Consider the following 19,430-nt stretch of genomic DNA (forward strand, 5'->3'; position numbering starts at 1 on the left):
TCTGTGCGGATCAGCGCGCAGGTGCAGCGGGCTGCGCCTCGTCTTCGGCCGGCCAGTCGCGGATGTAGGCCTTGAGCATCTGGTTCTCGAAATTCTGGCTGTCCACCACCGCCTTGGCCACGTCGTAGAAGCTGATCACGCCCATGAGCATCTTGTTGTCCATCACCGGCATGTAGCGGGTGTGCCGCTCCAGCATCATGGGGCGCACCTGCTCCAGCTCGGTTTCGGGGGTGCAGGTCATCGGGTGGTCGTCCATCACGGTGCGCACGGTCTTCTCGCCAAGCGCTCCACCGTTGCGCGCCAGCGTGTGGATGACCTCACGGAACGTCAACATGCCGACCAGTTCGCCGTGTTCCATCACGGCCAGCGAACCGATGTCGAACTGGGACATCGTCTCCACCGCGCGGTGCAACGTCTCAAGCGGGTGGGTGGTGTAGAGCGTGCCGCCCTTGACGCGAAGGATGTCGCTGACTTTCATGTCTGGTCTCCTGTTTCTGGTGGTGTCCCCAGCAAGGCTGGCGTCCGTGCAATATACCCCCACAATACCGCTCAAAACCAGTGCGCGCCAGCCCTTGGCGAGACAGCACGGCCCTCCGAGGAGACTTCCCCATGTCCGGTTATTCAGACCCTGGCTTCGACACGCTCGCGCTGCACGCGGGCGCCGCACCCGACCCCACCACTGGCGCGCGCGCCGTGCCGATCCACCTCACCACCTCCTTCGTGTTCGAGTCAAGCGACCACGCAGCAGCCCTGTTCAACTTGGAGCGCGCGGGCCATGTGTACAGCCGCATCAGCAACCCGACCAACGCGGTGTTCGAGCAGCGCATGGCCGCGCTCGAAGGCGGCATCGGCGCCATTGCCACCGCCAGCGGCCAGGCCGCGCTGCACCTGAGCGTGGCCACGCTCATGGGCGCTGGCTCGCACATCGTGGCCAGCACCGCGCTCTACGGCGGCAGCCAGAACCTGCTGCACTACACGATGCGCCGCTTCGGCATCGAGACCACCTTCGTCAAGCCCGGCGACATTGATGGATGGCGCGCTGCGGTGCGGCCCAACACCCGGCTTTTCTTCGGCGAAACCGTGGGCAACCCCGGGCTGGACGTGCTGGACATCCCCACGGTCTCGCAGATCGCACACGAGGCCGGCGTGCCGCTGCTGGTGGACTCCACGCTCACCACGCCCTACCTCATCAAACCCTTCGAGCTCGGTGCCGACCTGGTCTACCACTCGGCCACCAAATTCCTGAGCGGCCACGGCACCGTGATCGGCGGTGTGGTGGTGGACGCGGGCAGCTTCGACTGGGAAAAGTCGGGGCGCTTTCCCGAGCTCACCGAGGCCTACGCCGGCTTTCACAACATGGTCTTCAGCGAAGAAAGCACGGTGGGCGCCTTCCTGCTGCGCGCGCGCCGCGAGGGCCTGCGCGACTTCGGCGCCTGCCTCTCGCCGCACAGCGCGTGGCTGATCCTGCAAGGCATCGAAACACTCTCGCTGCGCATGGACCGCCACATGAGCAACACGGAAAAAGTGGTGCAGGTTCTCGCCAGCCACCCGCTGGTGAGCCGCGTGGGCCACCCGCTGCTGGAGAGCCACCCCAGCCACGCCCTGGCGGGCAAGCTGCTGCGCTTTGGCGCCAAGGGCGCGGGCTCGGTGTTCAGCTTCGACATCAAAGGCAGCCGCGAACAGGGCAAGGCATTCATCGAAGCGCTCAAGATCTTCAGCCACCTGGCCAACGTGGGCGACTGCCGCTCGCTGGTGATCCACCCGGCCAGCACCACGCACTTCCGCATGAGCGACGAGGCGCTGGCCGCCGGGGGCATCGGCCCCGGCACGATCCGCCTGTCCATCGGCCTGGAAGACCCGGACGACCTGATCGACGACTTGAAGCGCGCGCTCAAGGCGGCCGAGAAAGCCGGAGCCTGACCATGTACCTCAACGTCAATGGCGCCCCCACCTACTGCTACACCGGCGGCAAAGCCTTCGATGCGGCCAAACCCACCGTGGTCTTCGTCCACGGTGTGCTCAACGACCACAGCGTCTGGGGGCTGCAAAGCCGCTACCTCGCCCACCATGGCTGGAACGTGCTGGCGGTGGACCTGCCAGGCCACTGCAAGAGCGATGGCGAAGCCCCCGCCTCGGTGGAGGCCGCAGCCGATTTCGTGGTGGCGCTGCTCGACGCCGCGGGCGTGCAGAAGGCCGCGCTGGTCGGCCACAGCTGGGGCTCGCTGATCGCGCTTGAGGCTGCAGCAAGGCTGAAAGACCGTGCGAGCCACCTGGTGCTGGTGGGCACGGCCTACCCCATGAAGGTCTCGCCAGCCCTGATCGAAGCAGCCCTCAACGAGCCCGAGAAGGGCCTGAAGATGATCAACGTGTTCTCGCGCAGCACGCTGGCCGCGCCACCGTCCTCGCTCGGGCCCGGCACCTGGGTCTATGGAACCAGCCTGGCGTTGGGCCGTCGCGTGCTGCGCAGCAACACGAAGGTCAATGTGTTTCACCGTGGCTTCGTGGCCTGCGGCAGCTATGCAGGCGGTGAAGCGGCCGTGGCGCAGATCACCTGCCCGGTGCTGTTTTTGCTGGGCGGCCAAGACCAGATGACACACCCCAAGGCCGCGCAAGGCCTGATCGCGGCGGCCAGGGCCAAGGGCCTGCGCGTGTCGGTCACCAGCGTGCCGGTGGGTCACCACCAGATGACCGAAGCGCCCGAGGAAACCCTGATGGCCATGCGCAACTTCCTGGCCACCTGAGCCTCACTTCACGCACTGCAGCTGGCTGCTGTCCTTGCCGGAAGACGGTGGCACGGTGATCACACAGGACATGGCGCCGCACATGCAATGCACCACGCTGGCTCCACCCGTGACCACCAGCGTGGGTGCCGAACACTGGCAGGCCGGTGCCGACATGACGCTTTGCGCCCAGGCCGGCGCGGTCTGAAACGAGAGTGCCAGCACCCACACGGACAGTCGAGAAATGCAGGAAGTCATGAAGTTCTCCTTGATTCACCAACGCCACCATCAGCGCTGCCTCGCATGCTACGCCGCTGCTTCGTTGCCCCGAGCACCTGTTTCGATCCCATGAGCTTCGACATCACGCCACCCATGACCCTCGCCCGGGCCCACGAGATCGCCGCGTCTTTTGATCTGCGCGCGCTCACGCCTGAATTCCTGGCCAACCCCTACCTGGTGTACGCCGCGTTGCGCAACAGCGAGCCGGTGCGCCGCATGCCCGACGGTTCGGTGTTTCTCACGCGCTGCGCCGACCTGATGGCGGTGTACCGCGATGCGCAGACCTTCAGCTCCGACAAACAGGTCGAGTTCGCGCCCAAGTACGGCGTGGGTTCCCCGCTGTTCGAGCACCACACCACCAGCCTGGTGTTCAACGACCCTCCGCTGCACACCCGCGTGCGCCGCCTGATCATGGGCGCGCTCACGCGCCGGGCGATCGCCGACATGGAGCCGGGTCTGATCACGCTGGTCGACAGCCTGCTGGACTCGCTGGCCGAGCGTGGCGGCGGCGACCTGATTGAAGACTTCGCCTCGGCCATTCCGGTGGAGATCATCGGCAACCTGCTCGATGTGCCGCACCCGGACCGCGGCCCACTGCGCGCCTGGTCACTCGCCATCCTGGGCGCGCTGGAGCCCACCCTCACGCCGCAACAGCAGGCCCTGGGCAACGCGGCCGTGACCGACATGCTGACCTACCTGCGCACGCTGGTGGAACAGCGCCGCCAGCACCCCGGCGACCCGGAGCGCGACGTGCTCACGCGGTTGATCCAGGGCGAGGCTGGCGGTGAGCAGCTGAGCGAAGTCGAGCTGCTGCAGAACTGCATCTTCCTGCTCAACGCCGGTCACGAGACCACCACCAACCTGATCGGCAACGGTCTGATCGCCTTGCAGGAACACCCGCAGGCGCGCCATTTTTTGCACACGGCGTTGAAGCAGACAGAAGGTGACACCACTGCACAAGAGATGGTGCTCGCCCGCGCGGTCGACGAGTTCCTGCGCTTCGAATCGTCGAACCAGCTGGGCAACCGACGCGCGGTGAAAGACACACAGGTGGGGGGTGTGGAACTGGCCGCCGGGACGCTGGTGACGCTGTGCATCGGCGCGGCCAACCGCGACCCCGCGCAGTTCACCGACCCCGAAGTGCTGGACCTCGCGCGCGAGGGCAACAAGCACCTGGCCTTCGGCTTCGGCATCCACCAGTGCGCGGGCCTGAGCCTGGCGCGGCTGGAGGGACGCATTGCCATCGGCCGCTTCCTGCAGCGCTTCCCCGACTTCCGCCTGACCGAGGCTCCACTGCGTGGTGGCCGCGCGCGGTTTCGCGGCTTCCTGCACGCACCGTTCTCGGTGGCGTGAAGGCGCTTCAGCCCGAGGCGACCGAGGGGCCTTCGGCCAGCTCCTGGACCAACGGCGGCGATGGCGTGGCCGCAAGCGCCTGCGCCAGGGTGAGCCGGGCCCAGTGGCTCTCGGACCAGAAGCGCGCGGTGTTCGACTGGCGCGCCAGCAGCAGGCGGTCCACCAGCGGCGCCATCAGCGTGTCGCCAGGGACCACCAGCAACACATAACGTTCGCCGTCTTCGTCGAGCCGGCCCAGCCAGTCGAGCGACACCAGCGTGGCCACAGGCTCTTCCAGCTGCAAGGCATCCACCCGCAGCACCTGGGCCAGAGCCTCCAGGCTCAGGCCCTTGGGCGCGGTGTCGCGCGCGGTGTGCAGTTGCTCCAGCACCTCCAGCGCCAGCTGAAAACTCCAGCCCGGCGAATCTCCGCGCCGTGCGATGCCCGACAGCAAGCTGGGCAGGTACGCCGCCACCACCGCACCCAGCAGCACGATCACCCAGGCCACGTAGAACCACACCAGCAAGATCGGAACCGTGGCAAACGTGCCGTAGACCACCGAGTAGGTGGGCACCTGCGCGAGGTACCAGGCCAGCAGCTTCTTGGCCATCTCCAGCCCGGTGCCCACGAACAAGGCCCCCACCAGGGCGTGGCTCCAGCGCACCCGGGTGTTGGGCACATAGCGGTAGAGCGCGGCCAGGCCCACCGTGAGCAGGATGAACTGCACCGTGCCCAGCAGGAAGCGCACACCGCCAGGCACGTCGGCCACCACGTCGCGCGAGAGGGTGATCGCATAGGTCGTCACGGTCAGGCTGCCGGCCAGCAACAACGGTCCCAGGGTGAGCACCGCCCAGTACACCAGCACCCGCTGGGTGAAAGAGCGGGGCTGGCGCACGCGCCAGATGTCGTTGAGCTTGCGGTCGATGGTGAGGATCAGTGCAAGCGCCGTGACCAGCAGCACCAGCGCGCCCGCCCAGCCCATCTGGCCGGCCTTGTTGGCGAACTGGTTGAGGTAACTGAACACCTGCTTGGCAATGTCGGGTGGCACCAGGCTTTGCACCAGCCAGCGCTGCAGCGTGACCTGCAGCCGGTCGAACATGGGAAACGCGCTGAAGATGGCCAGCGCCACCGTGAACAGGGGCACCAGCGAGATGGTCGTGGTGAAGGTCAGGCTGCTGGCGGTGATGCCCAGGCGGTCCTCGCGGAAGCGTTCGCGCAGGGTGATGGCGGTGTTGGCCCAAGGGAAGTTCAAGGCGTCGCGCCACAGGGCGCGAGCGAGGGTTTCCAGGGCACGCAGGCGCTCGTTGAAGGTCATCCCGGTATCATGCCACCTGCTCTTTCTCCCCCGCCATGCCCCACATTTCTACCCCCTCCACCCCCGACGCCCACCCCCTTGCACAGGGGGATCCAGCACGCGCCATCAACGCCACGCGCTGGCTTGCCGTGGCCAGCCTGCTGGGCCTGATCGTGCTGGGCTTTCTCTGGGAAATGTGGCTGGCACCGCTGCGCGAGGGCGGCTCGTGGCTGGTCCTCAAGGTGCTGCCCCTCACCATCCCGCTGGCCGGCCTGCTGAAAAACCGCATGTACACCTACCGCTGGGTCAGCCTGATCGTGTGGCTGTACTTCACCGAAGGTGTGGTGCGCGCCACCAGCGACACCGGCCCCTCGGTCTGGCTGGCACTGGTCCAGACGCTGCTGTGCGTGGCGCTGTTTGTGGCCTGCGCCCTGCACGTGCGCATCCGCCTGCGCGCGGCCGGCAAGGAAGCCGTGGCGGCCGACGTGGCCAGCGCCACTGCCGCCGCGCAAGGCACGGCGCCCATCTCACCGGCACAACCATGAGCCCGCAACACCTCGACCTGCTGACGGAACTGCGTGAGGCTGTGGGTGCCATGCACGTGCTCACGCACGAAGACCCGGCCACCGATCTGTCGGCCTGGGAGCAAGACTGGCGCAAACGCGCGCACGGCCGGGCACTCGCCGTGGTGCGCCCTGGCAGCACGGTCGAGGTGGCTGCCGTGGTGCGGGCCTGCGCACGGGCGGGCGCATCGCTCGTGCCCCAGGGCGGCAACACCGGCCTGGTGGTGGGCTCGGTGCCCGACGCATCGGGCACGCAGGTGGTGCTGAGCCTCATGCGCCTGAACACCGTGCGCGCCCTTGACCCAGCCAACCTCACCATGACGGTGGAGGCGGGCTGCGTGCTGCAAGCCCTGCAGGACACGGCAGAAAAGGCAGGCTTCCTGTTCCCCCTGAGCCTGGCGGCCGAAGGCAGCTGCAGCATCGGCGGCAACCTCGCCACCAACGCCGGCGGCACGCAGGTGGTGCGCTACGGCAATGCGCGCGACCTGTGCCTGGGCCTGGAGGTGGTGACCGCCCAGGGCGAGGTGTGGCAAGGCCTGAGTGGCCTGCGCAAGGACAACACCGGCTACGACCTGCGCGACCTGTTCGTGGGCAGCGAAGGAACGCTGGGCGTGATCACCGCCGCCACACTCAAGCTGTACCCGCTGCCCGCCGCGCAGCTCACGGCCTGGGCGGCCCTGCCCACGCTGGACGCCGCCGTGGCCCTGCTGGGGCTGGCGCACCAGCACCTGGGCGCAGGCCTCACCGGCTTCGAGGTCATGGGGCAGTTTGCGCTGAGCCTGGTGGACAAGCACATGCCTCAGTTGCGCGTGCCGCTGTGGCAAGACACACCCTACTGTGTGTTACTGGAAAACAGCGACAGCGAATCCGAAGAACACGCCCGCGCCCAGTTCGAGCGGCTGCTGGAAACCGCCTTCGAGCAGGGTCTGGTGAGCGACGCGGTGGTGGCCGAGAGCCTGGCGCAAGCCCATGCGCTCTGGCATATCCGCGAAAGCATCCCCCTGGCGCAGGCCGAAGAAGGCCTGAACATCAAGCACGACATCAGCATCCCGGTCTCGCGCATCCCGGCCTTCTGCGCCGAGACCGACGCTTTGTTGCAGCGCGAGATCCCGGGCGTTCGGCTGGTCAATTTCGGCCACCTGGGCGACGGCAACCTCCACTACAACGTGCAGGCGCCCGCCGGCGGTGATGCCAAAAACTTCCTGAGCGAACAGGAAACGCGCGTGAACACGCTGGTCTTCGACGCCGTGGCGCGCTACCATGGCTCGATCAGCGCCGAGCACGGCGTGGGCAGCCTCAAGGCCGACCACCTGCCCCACTACAAGGACCCGGTTGCACTGGGTCTGATGCGGGCCATCAAGCAGGCGCTGGACCCGCACAACCTCATGAACCCTGGCCGCGTCCTCACACCATGATCCGCCGACACCTGCTCCGCCTCCTGCTGGCGCTGGCGCTCGCTGCCGCGGGGCAGGCGCACGCGGTGGATGCGGCCCAGCGCCAGGCCTGGCGAGATCAGGCACAGGCTTTCGAGCATGGCGAAGGCGTGAAGCGGGACACCGAGGCAGCCATCGGCCTGTATTGCCAGGCCGCTCTGGCGGGCGACGCGACCTCGGCCTACAACCTGGGCTGGATCTACGCCAACGGCCGCGGTGTGGCGCGCAACGATGGTTATGCCGCGCACTGGTTCGCTCGCGCCGCGCTGCTCGGCGACACCAAGGCCGAGGCGATGTTCAACCGCCTGGCCACGCAGGCCGACAAACCCGAGTGCGTTCAGCTGGCCGAAAGAAGCGACCTGCAAAAGGCCAATGAAGCCAGACAGGCGGCCGAAGTGACCGAGCTTGCCACCCGCTACCAGACCCTCGTGGACACACCCGAGGAGCAGCGCATCATGAAGATCGTGCACAAGCTGGCGCCGCAGTTCGGCATTCAGCCGGGTCTGGCGTTCGCGGTGATCCGCGCTGAATCCAACTTCAACGTCAACGCGCTCTCCGACAAGAATGCGCAGGGCCTGATGCAGCTCATCCCCGAGACGGCGGCGCGCTTTCGTGTGCGCAAGCCGTTCGACGCCGAGCAGAACATCCGCGGCGGCCTGTCGTACCTGCAGTGGCTGCTGGCCTATTTCAGGGGCGACGTGCCCCTGGTGCTGGCCGCCTACAACGCCGGCGAAGGCACGGTCGACCGCTACCGCGGCGTGCCGCCCTACCCCGAGACTCAGGGCTACATCAAACGCATCCAGCAGGTATTCGCGCTGCAGCACCACCCGTTCGACGCCCGCATCACATCCCCTTCACCGGCCCTGCCTTTGCGCCTTCCATGACCCGCCCCATCCGATCGCAGTACGAAGACTTCATGCGCCATGTGTTCACCACGGGCGTCCAGAAAACAGACCGCACCGGCACCGGCACCACCAGCGTGTTCGGCCACCAGATGCGCTTCGACCTCAACGAAGGCTTTCCGCTGGTGACCACGAAGAAGGTGTTCCTGCGCGCCATCATCGTGGAACTGTTGTGGTTCCTTCGTGGCGACAGCAACGTGAAATGGCTGCAGGAGCGTGGCTGCACCATCTGGGACGAATGGGCCCGCGAGGACGGCGACCTCGGACCGGTCTATGGCGTTCAGTGGCGCAGCTGGCCCACACCCGACGGTGGTCACATCGACCAGATCACCGACGTGATGAACACCCTCAAGAGCAACCCGGATTCGCGCCGCATCATCGTGAGCGCATGGAACGTGGCCGAGCTCTCGAAGATGGCGCTCATGCCCTGTCACGCCTTCTTCCAGTTTTACGTGGCGCCCCCCACCGAGCCCGGTGGCCGTGGCAAGCTCAGTTGCCAGCTCTACCAGCGCAGCGCCGACATCTTCCTCGGCGTGCCCTTCAACATCGCCAGCTACGCGCTGCTCACGCACATGGTGGCGCAACAGTGCGACCTGGATGTGGGCGACTTCATCTGGACCGGTGGCGACTGCCACATCTACAGCAACCACCACGAGCAGGTGGCGCTGCAGCTCTCGCGCCAACCCTTGGCCTACCCCAGCCTGCACATCAAGCGCCGTCCGGCCAGCATCTTCGATTACGAGTTCGAAGACTTCGAGGTGCAGGACTACCAACACCACGCGGCCATCAAGGCGCCTGTCGCCGTGTGACGCCTGCGTGATCAACCGCCGCCAACTGTGGGCGCTGCTCGCGCTCACGCTCATGTGGGGCGTGAACTGGCCCATGATGAAGCTTTCGCTGCAGGAGCTCACGCCCCTGTACTTCCGCGCCAGCACCATGCTGCTGGGCGCGCTCTGGCTGTTTGCCTATGTGGCCCGGCGCGGCGAGCGCATGTGGCCTGCCCGCGCCGAGTGGGCCACGATTGCCTGGCTTGGCCTGCCCAACGTGCTGGGCTGGCACACGCTGTCCATCTTCGGCGTGAAGGAGCTGGCCTCGGGGCGCGCGGCCATCCTGGGCTTCACCATGCCGATCTTCACCGTGCTGATCGGCGCTGCGTTCTTTGGCGAGCGCATCACACCGCGCGTGCGCGTGGCAGTGGTGTGCGCGGGCATCGCCATCGGCCTGCTGCTGTGGCACGAACTGCAGAGCCTGAGCGGGCGGCCGGTGGGCATCGCCTGGATGCTGGGCGCGGCGTTTTGCTGGGGCCTGGGCACCCTGATGTTTCGCCGAGCGCACTTCACGCTCTCGCCCATGGTGGTCACGGTGTGGATGCTGTTGCTCGGCAGCGGGGTCGTGTGGGCGCTGGCCCTCGCGCTGGAGCCGTTGCCCGCACCGTCGACCTTCTCCATTCCCCTGTGGATCAGCCTTGTGTATGGCGTTTTCATCAACTACGGCGTGGCGCAACTGATCTGGTTCGGCATGGCGCGCGACCTGCCACCGGCCACCAGCGCCATGAGCGTCATGGCGATCCCGCTGGTGGGCACACTGAGCGCCACCTTCATCGTGGGTGAGGTGCCGCACTGGCAGGACTGGGTGGCCATCGGCTTCGTGATGATGGCCATTGCCAGCGTGCTGCTGCCGACGCGCACCCAAAGGGCCAGCTCGGGGTCGGCGGCACAATAGCGGCATGTCCGACACCGCACCGCCCAGTCCTCGCCTTCACCTGATCTTTGCGCGCGCCGCCAACGGCGTGATCGGACGGAACAACGCCCTGCCCTGGCACCTGCCGGAAGACATGGCGCACTTCAAACGCACCACGTTGGGTTGCCCGGTGATCATGGGTCGCAAGACCTGGGATTCGCTGCCGGCGAAGTTCCGGCCGCTGCCGGGCCGACTCAACATCGTCATCACGCACAACCCGGCCTGGCAGGCCGAGGGCGCAGCTCGTGCAAGCTCGCTTGAGCACGCCATCGCGCTGTGCCCGCCCGGCGCCGAAGCCTGGGTGATCGGGGGGGCGCAGATCTACGCCGCCGCGCTGCACCTGGCCGACACGGCCGTGGTCACCGAGATCGCACAAGACTTCGACGGCGACGCCTTCGCACCGGTGTTCGGGTCTACCTGGCGCGAGACCGCGCGCGAATCGCACACGGCGGCCAACGGTCTGCCGTTCGCCTTCGTCACCTACATCCAAACTCGCTGAAGCCATGCAACTCGCCACCTGGAACATCAACTCGCTCAACGTTCGCCTGCCCCAGGTGCTGGATTGGCTGGCCGCGAACCCTGTGGACGCGCTGGGCCTGCAAGAGCTCAAGCTGGTTGACGAGAAGTTTCCCTTCGAGGCCTTGAAGGAGATCGGCTACCACGCCGCCGCCTTCGGCCAGAAGACCTACAACGGCGTGGCCATTTTGAGCCGCACACCGCTGCGCGACGTGGTGCGCAACATCCCCGGTCACACCGACGAACAAGCCCGCGTGATCGCCGCGACACTGGACACGCCCGAGGGCCCGCTGCGCTTGGTGAACTGCTATTTCGTCAACGGACAGGAGCCCGGCAGCGAGAAGTTTGCCTACAAGCTGCAGTGGCTGGCCGCGCTGCACCGCTGGATCGCTGAAGAAATGCAGGCGCACCCCCGGCTGGTGCTGGTGGGCGACTTCAACGTGGCGCCAGAGGACCGCGATTCGTTTGACCCCGTGGGCCTGAAAGACACCATCCACCACACGGTGGAAGAGCGCGCGCACTTCCAGAATCTGCTGGCCCTGGGCCTCACCGACGCTTACCGGATGTTCGAGCAACCCGAGAAAAGCTACTCGTGGTGGGACTACCGCATGCTGGGCTTCCAGAAGAACCGCGGGCTGCGCATCGACCACATCCTGGTGAGCGAGGCGCTGCGCGGTGCGGTGAAGGCCTGCACCATCGACCGCGCGCCCCGCAAGAACCCGCAACCCAGCGACCACGCACCGGTGGTGATCACTCTAGGTTGAGTTCTTGGATTTTCCGGGTGATCGTGTTGCGCCCGATGCCCAGCTTGTGCGCCGCCTCGATGCGCCGCCCTCGCGTGTTCACCAGGGCTGTCTGAATCAGCTTGGTCTCAAATCGGCGCGTGAGCACATCCCACACATCGGTACGGCCTTCTTCCAGCAAGGCCAAAGCCTCCACCTGCAGACCGGTTTCCCAGCCTGGCACCGATGCCACCGTGACGGCATCGGGCACCGGCACCAAGTCGGACGCAGCGAATGTGGGCAACCCAATGTGCGACGCGTCCGAGAGCACCGCAGGTGTCGCTGCGGCGGCCATCGGTGCCACCGCGGATGGCGTGACCATGGCATCAGGCAATGCCGTCAACGCCGCCACCGACGTACCCGCCATGGCCAGCACCTCGGGCGGCAAGTCCTTGAGTTCGATCACCTGGGCGGGCGCCATCACGGTGAGCCAGTGACAAACGTTCTCCAGTTGCCGCACGTTGCCCGGAAAATCAAATGTGCCCAGCAACCGGATGGCCGACTCTGAAATGCGCTTGGGCTCCACGCCCAATTGCTTGGCACTCTGCTGCAGGAAAAAGCGCGTGAGCATGGGCACGTCTTCACGGCGCTCGCGCAAGGCGGGCAGGCGCAGACGGATCACGTTGAGGCGGTGGAAGAGATCCTCACGGAACACACCTTCCCTGACGCGCTGCTCCAGGTTCTGGTGCGTGGCCGCGATCACGCGCACGTTGGCGCGCACTGCACTGTGGCCCCCTACTCGGTAGAAGTGTCCGTCGGACAACACACGCAGCAAGCGCGTCTGCAAGTCAAACGGCATGTCGCCGATCTCGTCGAGGAACAGCGTGCCGCCATCGGCCTGCTCGAAGCGGCCTCGGCGCATCGTCTGCGCACCGGTGAAGGCACCGCGCTCGTGGCCGAACAGTTCGGACTCCAGCAGATCTTTCGGGATGGCCGCCGTGTTGATGGCCACGAACGGTCCGGCGGCGCGCGGTGAATGCTTGTGCAGGGCACGTGCCACCAATTCCTTGCCCGAGCCCGACTCCCCGGTGATCAACACCGTGACCTGGCTCTGGCTCAGCCGCCCGATGGCGCGAAACACGTCCTGCATGGCCGGCGCCTGCCCAAGCATCTCGGGCGCGGCGGTCATGCGTTCTTCGGCCACCTCCTCGCGCTGGCTCTCCTCCACCGCGCGACGGATCAGCTCCACCGCCTTGGGCAGATCGAACGGCTTGGGCAGGTACTCGAAAGCGCCGCCCTGGAAGGCCGAGACCGCACTGTCAAGATCGGAGAACGCCGTCATGATGATCACCGGCAAGCCGGGCAGCATTTCCTTGACCTTCTCCAGCAGCTCCAGGCCGGAGCCGCCGGGCATGCGGATGTCGCTCACCAGGATCTGCGGGCCTTCACTCTCGGGCGTGTCCGTCAGAGCCTTGAGCACGTCCTGCGGATTGGTGAAGCTGCGTGTGGGCAGGTTCTCGCGCAACAGCGCCTTTTCGAGCACGAAGCGGATCGATTGATCGTCGTCCACTATCCAGATCGGCTTCATGTTGGTGTCGTCCCTTCTTGTGGCTCAGCGCTCGGCAATGGTGTGTCGGTTCTAGGGCAAGGGGATCAGGATCTTGAAGTCCGTGCATCCCGGCACGCTCTCACACTCGATCAATCCGTGGTGCTGCTGGACAAAGGTTTGCGCCAGCGTGAGCCCCAGGCCGGAACCGCCATCGCGTCCCGACACAAGCGGGAAAAAGATGCGGTCCTTGATCGAGTCTGGAACGCCAGGCCCGTTGTCGATGACATGCAATTCCAATGCCAGGCGATAGCGCTGCTTGCCAAACGTGACCTGCCGTCCCACGCGGGTCTTGAAAATGATCTGCGCGTCGCCCGCTGCGATGCGTTCGGCAAGCGCTTGCGCCGCGTTGTGCGCAATGTTGAGCACGGCCTGGATGAGCTGTTCGCGATCACCGCGAAACTCGGGAATGGAAGCGTCGTAGTCGCGCACCACGCGCAGTCCCCTGGGAAACTCGGCCAGTATCAAGGAGCGCACCCGCTCGCAAACCTCGTGAATGTTCACGTCGCCCACCACGTGCGGACGACGGTGCGGCGCGAGCAGACGATCGACCAGCGACTGCAAGCGGTCGGCCTCGTGGATGATGACCTGGGTGTACTCAATGAGCTCGCGCGAATCGAGTTCCATCTGCAGCAGTTGCGCTGCGCCGCGAATCCCGCCCAGCGGATTCTTGATCTCGTGCGCCAGGTTGCGAATGAGCTCCTTGTTGGCCTGCGCCTGATCGATCAGGCGCTCCTCTCGCTCCTGCCGGGCCTGCTGCTCCAGCGGCAGCAGCTCCACAACCACCTCCCCCTTGCTCTCGGTTTGCGCCACCACCACGTGCACCGGCAGGGCTTCGTGATTCACCCGTTTGAGCCAGGCGTCGTAGCGCAAGGCAGCAAACTCGTTGCCTCGGGCACCACTGAGCGCGTTCTCCAGCAGCGCAGGTTCGGTGAAGCAATCTTGAAACAGGGTGTTGGCGATGCTGCGACGAGAAGTGCCCAGCGCGTCTTCCAGTGCCGCGTTGGCATACAGCACATGCCCATCGGCATCGACCACCGCCACCAGAGTGGCCAGCATGTCCAGCGACTGAAAGCGCCCCGGTGTGGCAGCGGGCCGCTTCGCGCCACCAGCACCCGTCGGCTGGGGCAGTGCCCGGCGTTTGATGGGAGTTGGCGATGGTGTTTTTTTCAGGCCGCTCATCTTGCGGCATTGCCCGGCGCGGCAGGCAGCCGGCCAAGCTCCCGCTGAAGACCTGCAACATCGCTCTCGGCGCGTGCCACGGCGGCCTTGAGTTCGGCCACGCGGTCCAGGTAGCGCTGGTAGTTGCGCGATTCGATGCCCTGCTTTTCGGGCTCGCCGTTGGCGTACTCCTTGCGCGCCTGCGCAAGACGCTCCTCGGCCTTGCGCAACTCGGCTTCCAGAATGACCTTGGCATCGCTGTCGCGCGCACGCTGGGCATTGGGATCCACTCGATCGGCTCCACTGCGAGGGGCGGCAGCCGGCGTGGCGCGCGCGGCCGGCGCGGTTTTGACGCCCTCGACAATCGTGATGTTGCCACCCTCCATCGGGCTGCAGTTGCGGCTCTTGGCCACTTGCGCGTTGTTGGTGTATTCGTTGCCGCAGCGGTAAATGCGTTCCTGGGCCAGCACTTGCAGGCTGCACAAGGCCACAGCACCTGCGGCGAGGCATGGGACAAAAGAGAAAGGCAGAGCGGACATGGGCACAAAGTCTCCGTTGGGTCGACACGGCAAAGACTGGCGCCGTTCATCGCGAATCAGTATGACGGAAATCGCTTTGAAAAGTGCCGCCGCCGGCCCCGATGACGGGGCCAGATGTCGCCCCGAAACAAAAAGGGACGGCTCGCGCCGTCCCTTGTCTGCATGAGCGCCCAGCCAAGCCGGGCGATCCATCACAGGCTGTAGTACATGTCGAATTCGACGGGGTGCGGTGCCATGCGGAAACGCGTGACTTCACCCATCTTCAGTTCGATGTAGGCGTCCAGCATGGAGTCGGTGAACACACCACCCTTGGTCAGGAAGCTGCGGTCGCCGTCAAGGTACTCCAGCGCCTGGTCGAGGCTGTGGCACACGGTCGGCACCAGCTTGTCTTCTTCGGGCGGCAGGTGGTACAGATCCTTGGTGGCGGCTTCACCCGGGTGGATCTTGTTTTCCACGCCGTCCAGGCCGGCCATCATCAGAGCCGAGAAGCACAAGTAGGGGTTGGCCGAAGGATCGGGGAAACGCGCTTCGATGCGGCGGCCCTTGGGGTTCGCCACGTACGGAATGCGGATCGAGGCCGAGCGGTTGCGGGCCGAGTAGGCCAGCTTCACCGGGGCCTCAAAGCCGGGCACCAGGCGCTTGTACGAGTTCGTACCAGGGTTGGTGATGGCGTTGAGCGCACGGGCGTGCTTGATGATGCCGCCGATGTAATACAGGGCGAAATCACTCAGACCAGCATAGCCGTCGCCAGCGAACAGGTTCTTGCCATCTTTCCAGATCGACTGGTGAACGTGCATGCCGGAGCCGTTGTCGCCAGCGTAGGGCTTGGGCATGAAGGTGGCGGTCTTGCCGTAGGCATTGGCCACGTTCCACACCACGTACTTCAAGACCTGCGTCCAGTCGGCGCGCTCCACGAGCGTGCTGAACCGGGTACCGATTTCGTTCTGGCCTGCGCCCGCCACCTCGTGGTGGAACACCTCGACCGGGATGCCCAGCGATTCGAGGATCAGGGACATCTCGGCGCGCATGTCTTGCGTGCTGTCGACGGGAGGCACGGGGAAGTAGCCGCCCTTGACAGTGGGACGGTGGCCACGGTTGCCGCCTTCGAGCTTGGCACCGCTGTTCCACGGGGCTTCGTATTCTTCAATCTCGCACATCACGCGGCCGGGTTCGTTGCTCCAGCGCACGCCGTCGAAGATGAAGAATTCGGGTTCTGGTCCGAAGAAAGCGGTGTCGCCCAGGCCAGACGCCTTGAGGTAAGCCTCGGCACGTTTGGCGATGGAGCGCGGATCGCGGTCGTAGGCCTTGCCGTCGCCCGGCTCGATCACATCGCACTGCAGGTACAGCGTGGTCTCTTCAAAGAAGGGGTCGATGTTGGCGGTGTTGGAGTCGGGCATGAGTTGCATGTCCGAGGCTTCAATGCCTTTCCAGCCTGCAACCGAAGAGCCGTCGAACGCATGGCCCGAGGTGAACTTGTCTTCGTCGAAGTGGGACACAGGCACGGTGACGTGCTGCTCTTTGCCCCGGGTGTCGGTGAAACGGAAGTCAACGAACTTGACGTCGTTGTCCTTCACCATTTGCATCACGTCTGCGACGGTCTTGGCCATCAAATACTCCTGTAGCTGGTGAGTGAAAAATGAAAATCGACTTGGGGATGAAGCAGTATTTGTGCCAAACGCCCCCCAGATTCACCTGAACGGGGCATTCGTCTCCAAACGCCCGGGGATTATGGCGCAGGAGATGCGCCATAAAGGCCCGCGCCATGGCGGCTGCCCGTGGTTTTCAGGGTTCAACGCGAAGGCTGGACCGATGAACGGACGCATCGCACACTCACGGTGCATGCATCATTCAGTGCACCATATTTGTGCACTTTAGTTTCGCACCATTTCGGGGCCCAGTTCGGCCCCATGCAGACGCAGGCCAGCGAGCAGACTGGCAAAGGCATCTGCAACAGCGCCGGAGGCCCCTTTGACGCCCAGCTCGATGTGGCGCCCGAACTCGGGATGGTCAACGCTGGGCAGGCTGAATACCTTGACCGGATACTCGCGCTCGATCTGCTCCATCAACGGTGTCAGCGCGGCCTCCATGGCGCCCATCACGATCACCGAACGCTCCAGCGAGGACCCTTGTTGGTGCAGGTGAGCGTAGGTATGGTCCAGCACCCATTCAATCATCGGCCATGCCATGACGGGGAAACCAGGTACGAAGTGCACCTGCCCGCCACCAACACCCGCGCAACTGAAGCCAGGGATCTTGTTGTACGGGTTCTCGATGATGGTCGAGCCCACCGGAAACACCCCCATGTTGTAGCGGTGCACGTTGTCCGCACGCTGCGGGTCGAAGACCTGGCCTTGCTCGGCCGCCACGTCACGCATGCGCGACTCGATCAAGGCCTTGGCTTCGGGATGCAAGGCCAGTTCGACCTCGAGCGCAGCAGCGGCACACTGGCGCGTGTGATCGTCTGGTGTGGCTCCGATACCGCCGCACGAAAACACGATGCCTGGCTGCGCGAAGACGTCACGCAAGTTGGCCGTGATGCTCTTGCGGTCGTCGCCCACGAACCGCGCCCAGGAGAGCGACATGCCCCGTGCGCTCAGCAGTTCGATGACTTTGGACAGGTGTTTGTCCTGGCGCTTGCCTGAGAGAATTTCGTCGCCAATGATGATCAGGCCGATGGCTGGCGTCATGAGGTGCCCAACAATAAATGGAAGAGAGAAGTTACGCCGCACCTGTGTGGTCTGGCCCCCGCAACTGCGGCGTGTCGGGATGTGCGTCAGTCGGGCGAACACGCTCGGGGTCGGCATCCAGCACTTCGACTGGCACGACGGCACGCAGTCGCTGCAGCGCCGCAAGTGCAAAGTGGGCAAACCACAGCGACGCGAAAGCAAACACCAGCGTGTAGATCCAGATGGCCAGCGGTACCAGCAACGGCGCCATGGCAATGAACATGGCGCCGGAGGCCCACAACAGGCTCGGCGCAGCGCCCAGATAACCGCTGAGCACCCCCATGAGCAGCAGGCTGCCGCGGTGCTCCTTCAAGATGGATTTGCGCTCTTCGCTGCTGGCATGCGTGGCCAGCGCATCAAACGCAAAAACGCGGTAAGTGAGCCAGCCCCAGATCAGGGGCGGAAGAATCAACACCAAAGGGGGCACCAGCCACAGCGGCAGGGAAATCACCAACGCGACGATGGCGAGCAAGGTGGAGCCCAGCGACCAGAGCACACTGACCACCAGAGACCCACCGTGTTTGCGCTCCAGGCTTGCAAAGCGACGCTGGCCCACCAGATCCACCATGGCCGGCGTCATGAACATCGCCACCAGCAACAGACACAACAACACGATCACGGGCGTGGCCAGCACCAACACCAGCAGAGGTGCAAACACGCCCCTGAGCGGACCCATCCCGATCTGGTCCATCCAGCCCAGCAAAGTCTCCACCAGCTCGAACGAAGCCAGCCAGGCCCCCACCGAGGCGACCGCACCCTCCCAGAAGAAATACCCCAACCCGAACGACAGGACGACCATCAAGATCAACGGGAGGAAGGACAGGGCGATCACCCTGGGGTGCACACAGTACGCGACGGCCCGCCAGAAAGAATCGAACAACAAACTCATCTCATGAGAATACAACCAATCCAAGACACAGACCGGGCGCGAAATGCCTCGGATCGACGTATCGCGGGGGAGCTGCCGATCACGTTGAAGACAAGCTCACCGCCGCTCCAAAGCTAGCATCCGGACAATGAACCGCATCGTGATTTCTGGCGTGGCGCTCGAAGTAGCCCACATTCCCGGCCCAATCGACAAGGCTCCACTGGTCTTCTTGCACGAGGGCCTGGGAAGCGTGTCGCTCTGGCAGCAGCGGGGGCGGCATTGGCCCGCCGAACTGTGCGCGGCGACAGGGCGCGAGGGCTGGCTGTATTCAAGACGCGGGTACGGTCAATCCGACCCGGTGGAGGACGTGAGGGGCCTCCCCCGCCGCAGTGGACCATGGCACATCGGACGCCACGAACCCGACTACATGCATCTGGAGGCCAACGAGGTGCTGCCACAACTGCTCCAGCGGCTGGGCATCGCCCGCCCGGTGCTGGTTGGTCACTCCGATGGTGCCACCATCGCGTTGCTGCATGCAGCACGCCATGACCTGACCGGCTGCGTGGCGATCGCACCCCATGTGTTCGTGGAAGCGATGTCTTTGACCGCCATCGCTCAAGCGAAAACGCTCTATGAGGCCGAGCCACAGTCCGAGAATGGCCTGCGGCAGCGGCTGGCCCGCCACCATCGGGACGTCGACAACGCCTTCTGGCAGTGGAACGATGTCTGGCTCAGCGAGGCATTCCACGCATTCGACATCAGAGATGACATACGCTCCATCACCGCGCCTCTGCTGTTGGTGCAAGGTGTGGACGACGAGTACGGCACCATGGAGCAACTGAAATCGATTGAAACGGCGATCCCCCGGGCCATCAAGGTCGAGCTTGCCCAGTGCGGACACAGCCCTCACCGCGATCAACCCGATCGACTGACTGAAGCGGTGCAAGGCTTCCTGAGTCACTTGATTTGAGCGCCATTTCGCAGTTACCCAGTATGTAGGATGTACGAACGTCCAGCGGCTGTGCACAA

The 19,430-nt window shown here is 65.1% G+C and carries 20 protein-coding genes; 11 read left to right on the top strand and 9 right to left on the bottom strand.

Annotation, left to right across the window (positions count from 1 at the left end; all coding sequences use genetic code 11):
- Positions 1-10: 10 nt before the first annotated feature.
- The gene (locus F9Z44_RS13955; protein WP_159607105.1) at positions 11-478 is read right to left on the bottom strand and encodes a CBS domain-containing protein; all 468 of its coding nucleotides are present in this window, start codon (positions 476-478) and stop codon (positions 11-13) included.
- A gap of 131 nt (positions 479-609) precedes the next feature.
- Between F9Z44_RS13955 and F9Z44_RS13960 the strand changes: the two genes are divergently transcribed.
- Positions 610-1,920 (top strand): O-acetylhomoserine aminocarboxypropyltransferase, encoded by a 1,311-nt coding sequence (locus F9Z44_RS13960; protein ID WP_159607107.1) that lies wholly within the window; start codon positions 610-612, stop codon positions 1,918-1,920.
- 2 nt (positions 1,921-1,922) lie between these two features.
- On the top strand, positions 1,923-2,741 hold the full coding sequence (locus F9Z44_RS13965) for an alpha/beta fold hydrolase (protein ID WP_159607109.1): 819 nt from the start codon (positions 1,923-1,925) through the stop codon (positions 2,739-2,741).
- A gap of 3 nt (positions 2,742-2,744) precedes the next feature.
- On the opposite strand, the gene F9Z44_RS13970 is transcribed toward F9Z44_RS13965, so the two are convergent.
- Positions 2,745-2,978, bottom strand: coding sequence for a hypothetical protein (locus tag F9Z44_RS13970; protein WP_159607111.1), 234 nt, complete (start codon positions 2,976-2,978; stop codon positions 2,745-2,747).
- 90 nt (positions 2,979-3,068) lie between these two features.
- On the opposite strand from F9Z44_RS13970, the gene F9Z44_RS13975 reads away from it, so the two are divergent.
- Positions 3,069-4,352: a cytochrome P450 gene (locus tag F9Z44_RS13975; RefSeq protein ID WP_159607113.1), complete on the top strand. Its 1,284-nt coding sequence runs from the start codon at positions 3,069-3,071 to the stop codon at positions 4,350-4,352.
- Positions 4,353-4,359: 7 nt separating this feature from the next.
- Here the strand turns inward: F9Z44_RS13975 and F9Z44_RS13980 are convergent, their stop codons facing one another.
- Positions 4,360-5,646, bottom strand: coding sequence for a YihY family inner membrane protein (locus tag F9Z44_RS13980; protein ID WP_159607115.1), 1,287 nt, complete (start codon positions 5,644-5,646; stop codon positions 4,360-4,362).
- Between the two features lie 35 nt (positions 5,647-5,681).
- Between F9Z44_RS13980 and F9Z44_RS13985 the strand changes: the two genes are divergently transcribed.
- The 7 genes from F9Z44_RS13985 to xth are packed head-to-tail and all read left to right on the top strand — an operon-like array spanning position 5,682 to position 11,543.
- A complete protein-coding gene (locus F9Z44_RS13985) occupies positions 5,682-6,170 on the top strand; it encodes a DUF2069 domain-containing protein (protein ID WP_159607117.1) in 489 nt (162 codons plus the stop codon).
- The gene (locus F9Z44_RS13990) at positions 6,167-7,603 is read left to right on the top strand and encodes an FAD-binding oxidoreductase (protein WP_159607119.1); all 1,437 of its coding nucleotides are present in this window, start codon (positions 6,167-6,169) and stop codon (positions 7,601-7,603) included. Before F9Z44_RS13985 ends, F9Z44_RS13990 begins: the two co-directional genes overlap by 4 nt.
- Positions 7,600-8,505 (top strand): lytic transglycosylase domain-containing protein, encoded by a 906-nt coding sequence (locus tag F9Z44_RS13995; protein WP_159607122.1) that lies wholly within the window; start codon positions 7,600-7,602, stop codon positions 8,503-8,505. The genes F9Z44_RS13990 and F9Z44_RS13995 overlap by 4 nt, the downstream gene beginning before the upstream one ends.
- A complete protein-coding gene (locus tag F9Z44_RS14000; protein WP_159607124.1) occupies positions 8,502-9,332 on the top strand; it encodes a thymidylate synthase in 831 nt (276 codons plus the stop codon). Before F9Z44_RS13995 ends, F9Z44_RS14000 begins: the two co-directional genes overlap by 4 nt.
- Before the next feature lie 7 nt (positions 9,333-9,339).
- The gene (locus F9Z44_RS14005) at positions 9,340-10,245 is read left to right on the top strand and encodes a DMT family transporter (protein WP_236574136.1); all 906 of its coding nucleotides are present in this window, start codon (positions 9,340-9,342) and stop codon (positions 10,243-10,245) included.
- Between the two features lie 4 nt (positions 10,246-10,249).
- A complete protein-coding gene (locus tag F9Z44_RS14010) occupies positions 10,250-10,762 on the top strand; it encodes a dihydrofolate reductase (RefSeq protein ID WP_159607126.1) in 513 nt (170 codons plus the stop codon).
- Positions 10,763-10,766: 4 nt separating this feature from the next.
- Positions 10,767-11,543, top strand: a complete 777-nt coding sequence (gene xth / locus F9Z44_RS14015; protein ID WP_159607128.1) for an exodeoxyribonuclease III — start codon at positions 10,767-10,769, stop codon at positions 11,541-11,543.
- Here the strand turns inward: xth and ntrC are convergent.
- From ntrC to F9Z44_RS14045, 6 genes are all read right to left on the bottom strand, one after another.
- Entirely contained in the window at positions 11,530-13,089 is a 1,560-nt protein-coding gene (gene ntrC / locus F9Z44_RS14020; protein WP_159607130.1) for a nitrogen regulation protein NR(I), read from the bottom strand. The genes xth and ntrC overlap by 14 nt on opposite strands.
- Positions 13,090-13,140: 51 nt before the next feature.
- Positions 13,141-14,166 (bottom strand): nitrogen regulation protein NR(II), encoded by a 1,026-nt coding sequence (gene glnL / locus F9Z44_RS14025; protein WP_236574137.1) that lies wholly within the window; start codon positions 14,164-14,166, stop codon positions 13,141-13,143.
- 119 nt (positions 14,167-14,285) lie between these two features.
- On the bottom strand, positions 14,286-14,807 hold the full coding sequence (locus F9Z44_RS14030; protein WP_159607134.1) for a hypothetical protein: 522 nt from the start codon (positions 14,805-14,807) through the stop codon (positions 14,286-14,288).
- A gap of 191 nt (positions 14,808-14,998) precedes the next feature.
- Positions 14,999-16,414: a type I glutamate--ammonia ligase gene (gene glnA, locus F9Z44_RS14035; protein ID WP_159607136.1), complete on the bottom strand. Its 1,416-nt coding sequence runs from the start codon at positions 16,412-16,414 to the stop codon at positions 14,999-15,001.
- A gap of 264 nt (positions 16,415-16,678) precedes the next feature.
- A complete protein-coding gene (locus tag F9Z44_RS14040) occupies positions 16,679-17,494 on the bottom strand; it encodes a competence/damage-inducible protein A (RefSeq protein WP_159607138.1) in 816 nt (271 codons plus the stop codon).
- 31 nt (positions 17,495-17,525) lie between these two features.
- Positions 17,526-18,422, bottom strand: a complete 897-nt coding sequence (locus F9Z44_RS14045) for an EI24 domain-containing protein (protein ID WP_159607140.1) — start codon at positions 18,420-18,422, stop codon at positions 17,526-17,528.
- A 127-nt stretch (positions 18,423-18,549) separates the two neighbouring features.
- Between F9Z44_RS14045 and F9Z44_RS14050 the strand changes: the two genes are divergently transcribed.
- The gene (locus F9Z44_RS14050) at positions 18,550-19,371 is read left to right on the top strand and encodes an alpha/beta fold hydrolase (protein WP_159607142.1); all 822 of its coding nucleotides are present in this window, start codon (positions 18,550-18,552) and stop codon (positions 19,369-19,371) included.
- Positions 19,372-19,430: the final 59 nt, after the last annotated feature.

Origin of the sequence: Hydrogenophaga sp. PBL-H3 (assembly GCF_010104355.1) — a bacterium.
GTDB lineage: Bacteria > Pseudomonadota > Gammaproteobacteria > Burkholderiales > Burkholderiaceae_C > Hydrogenophaga.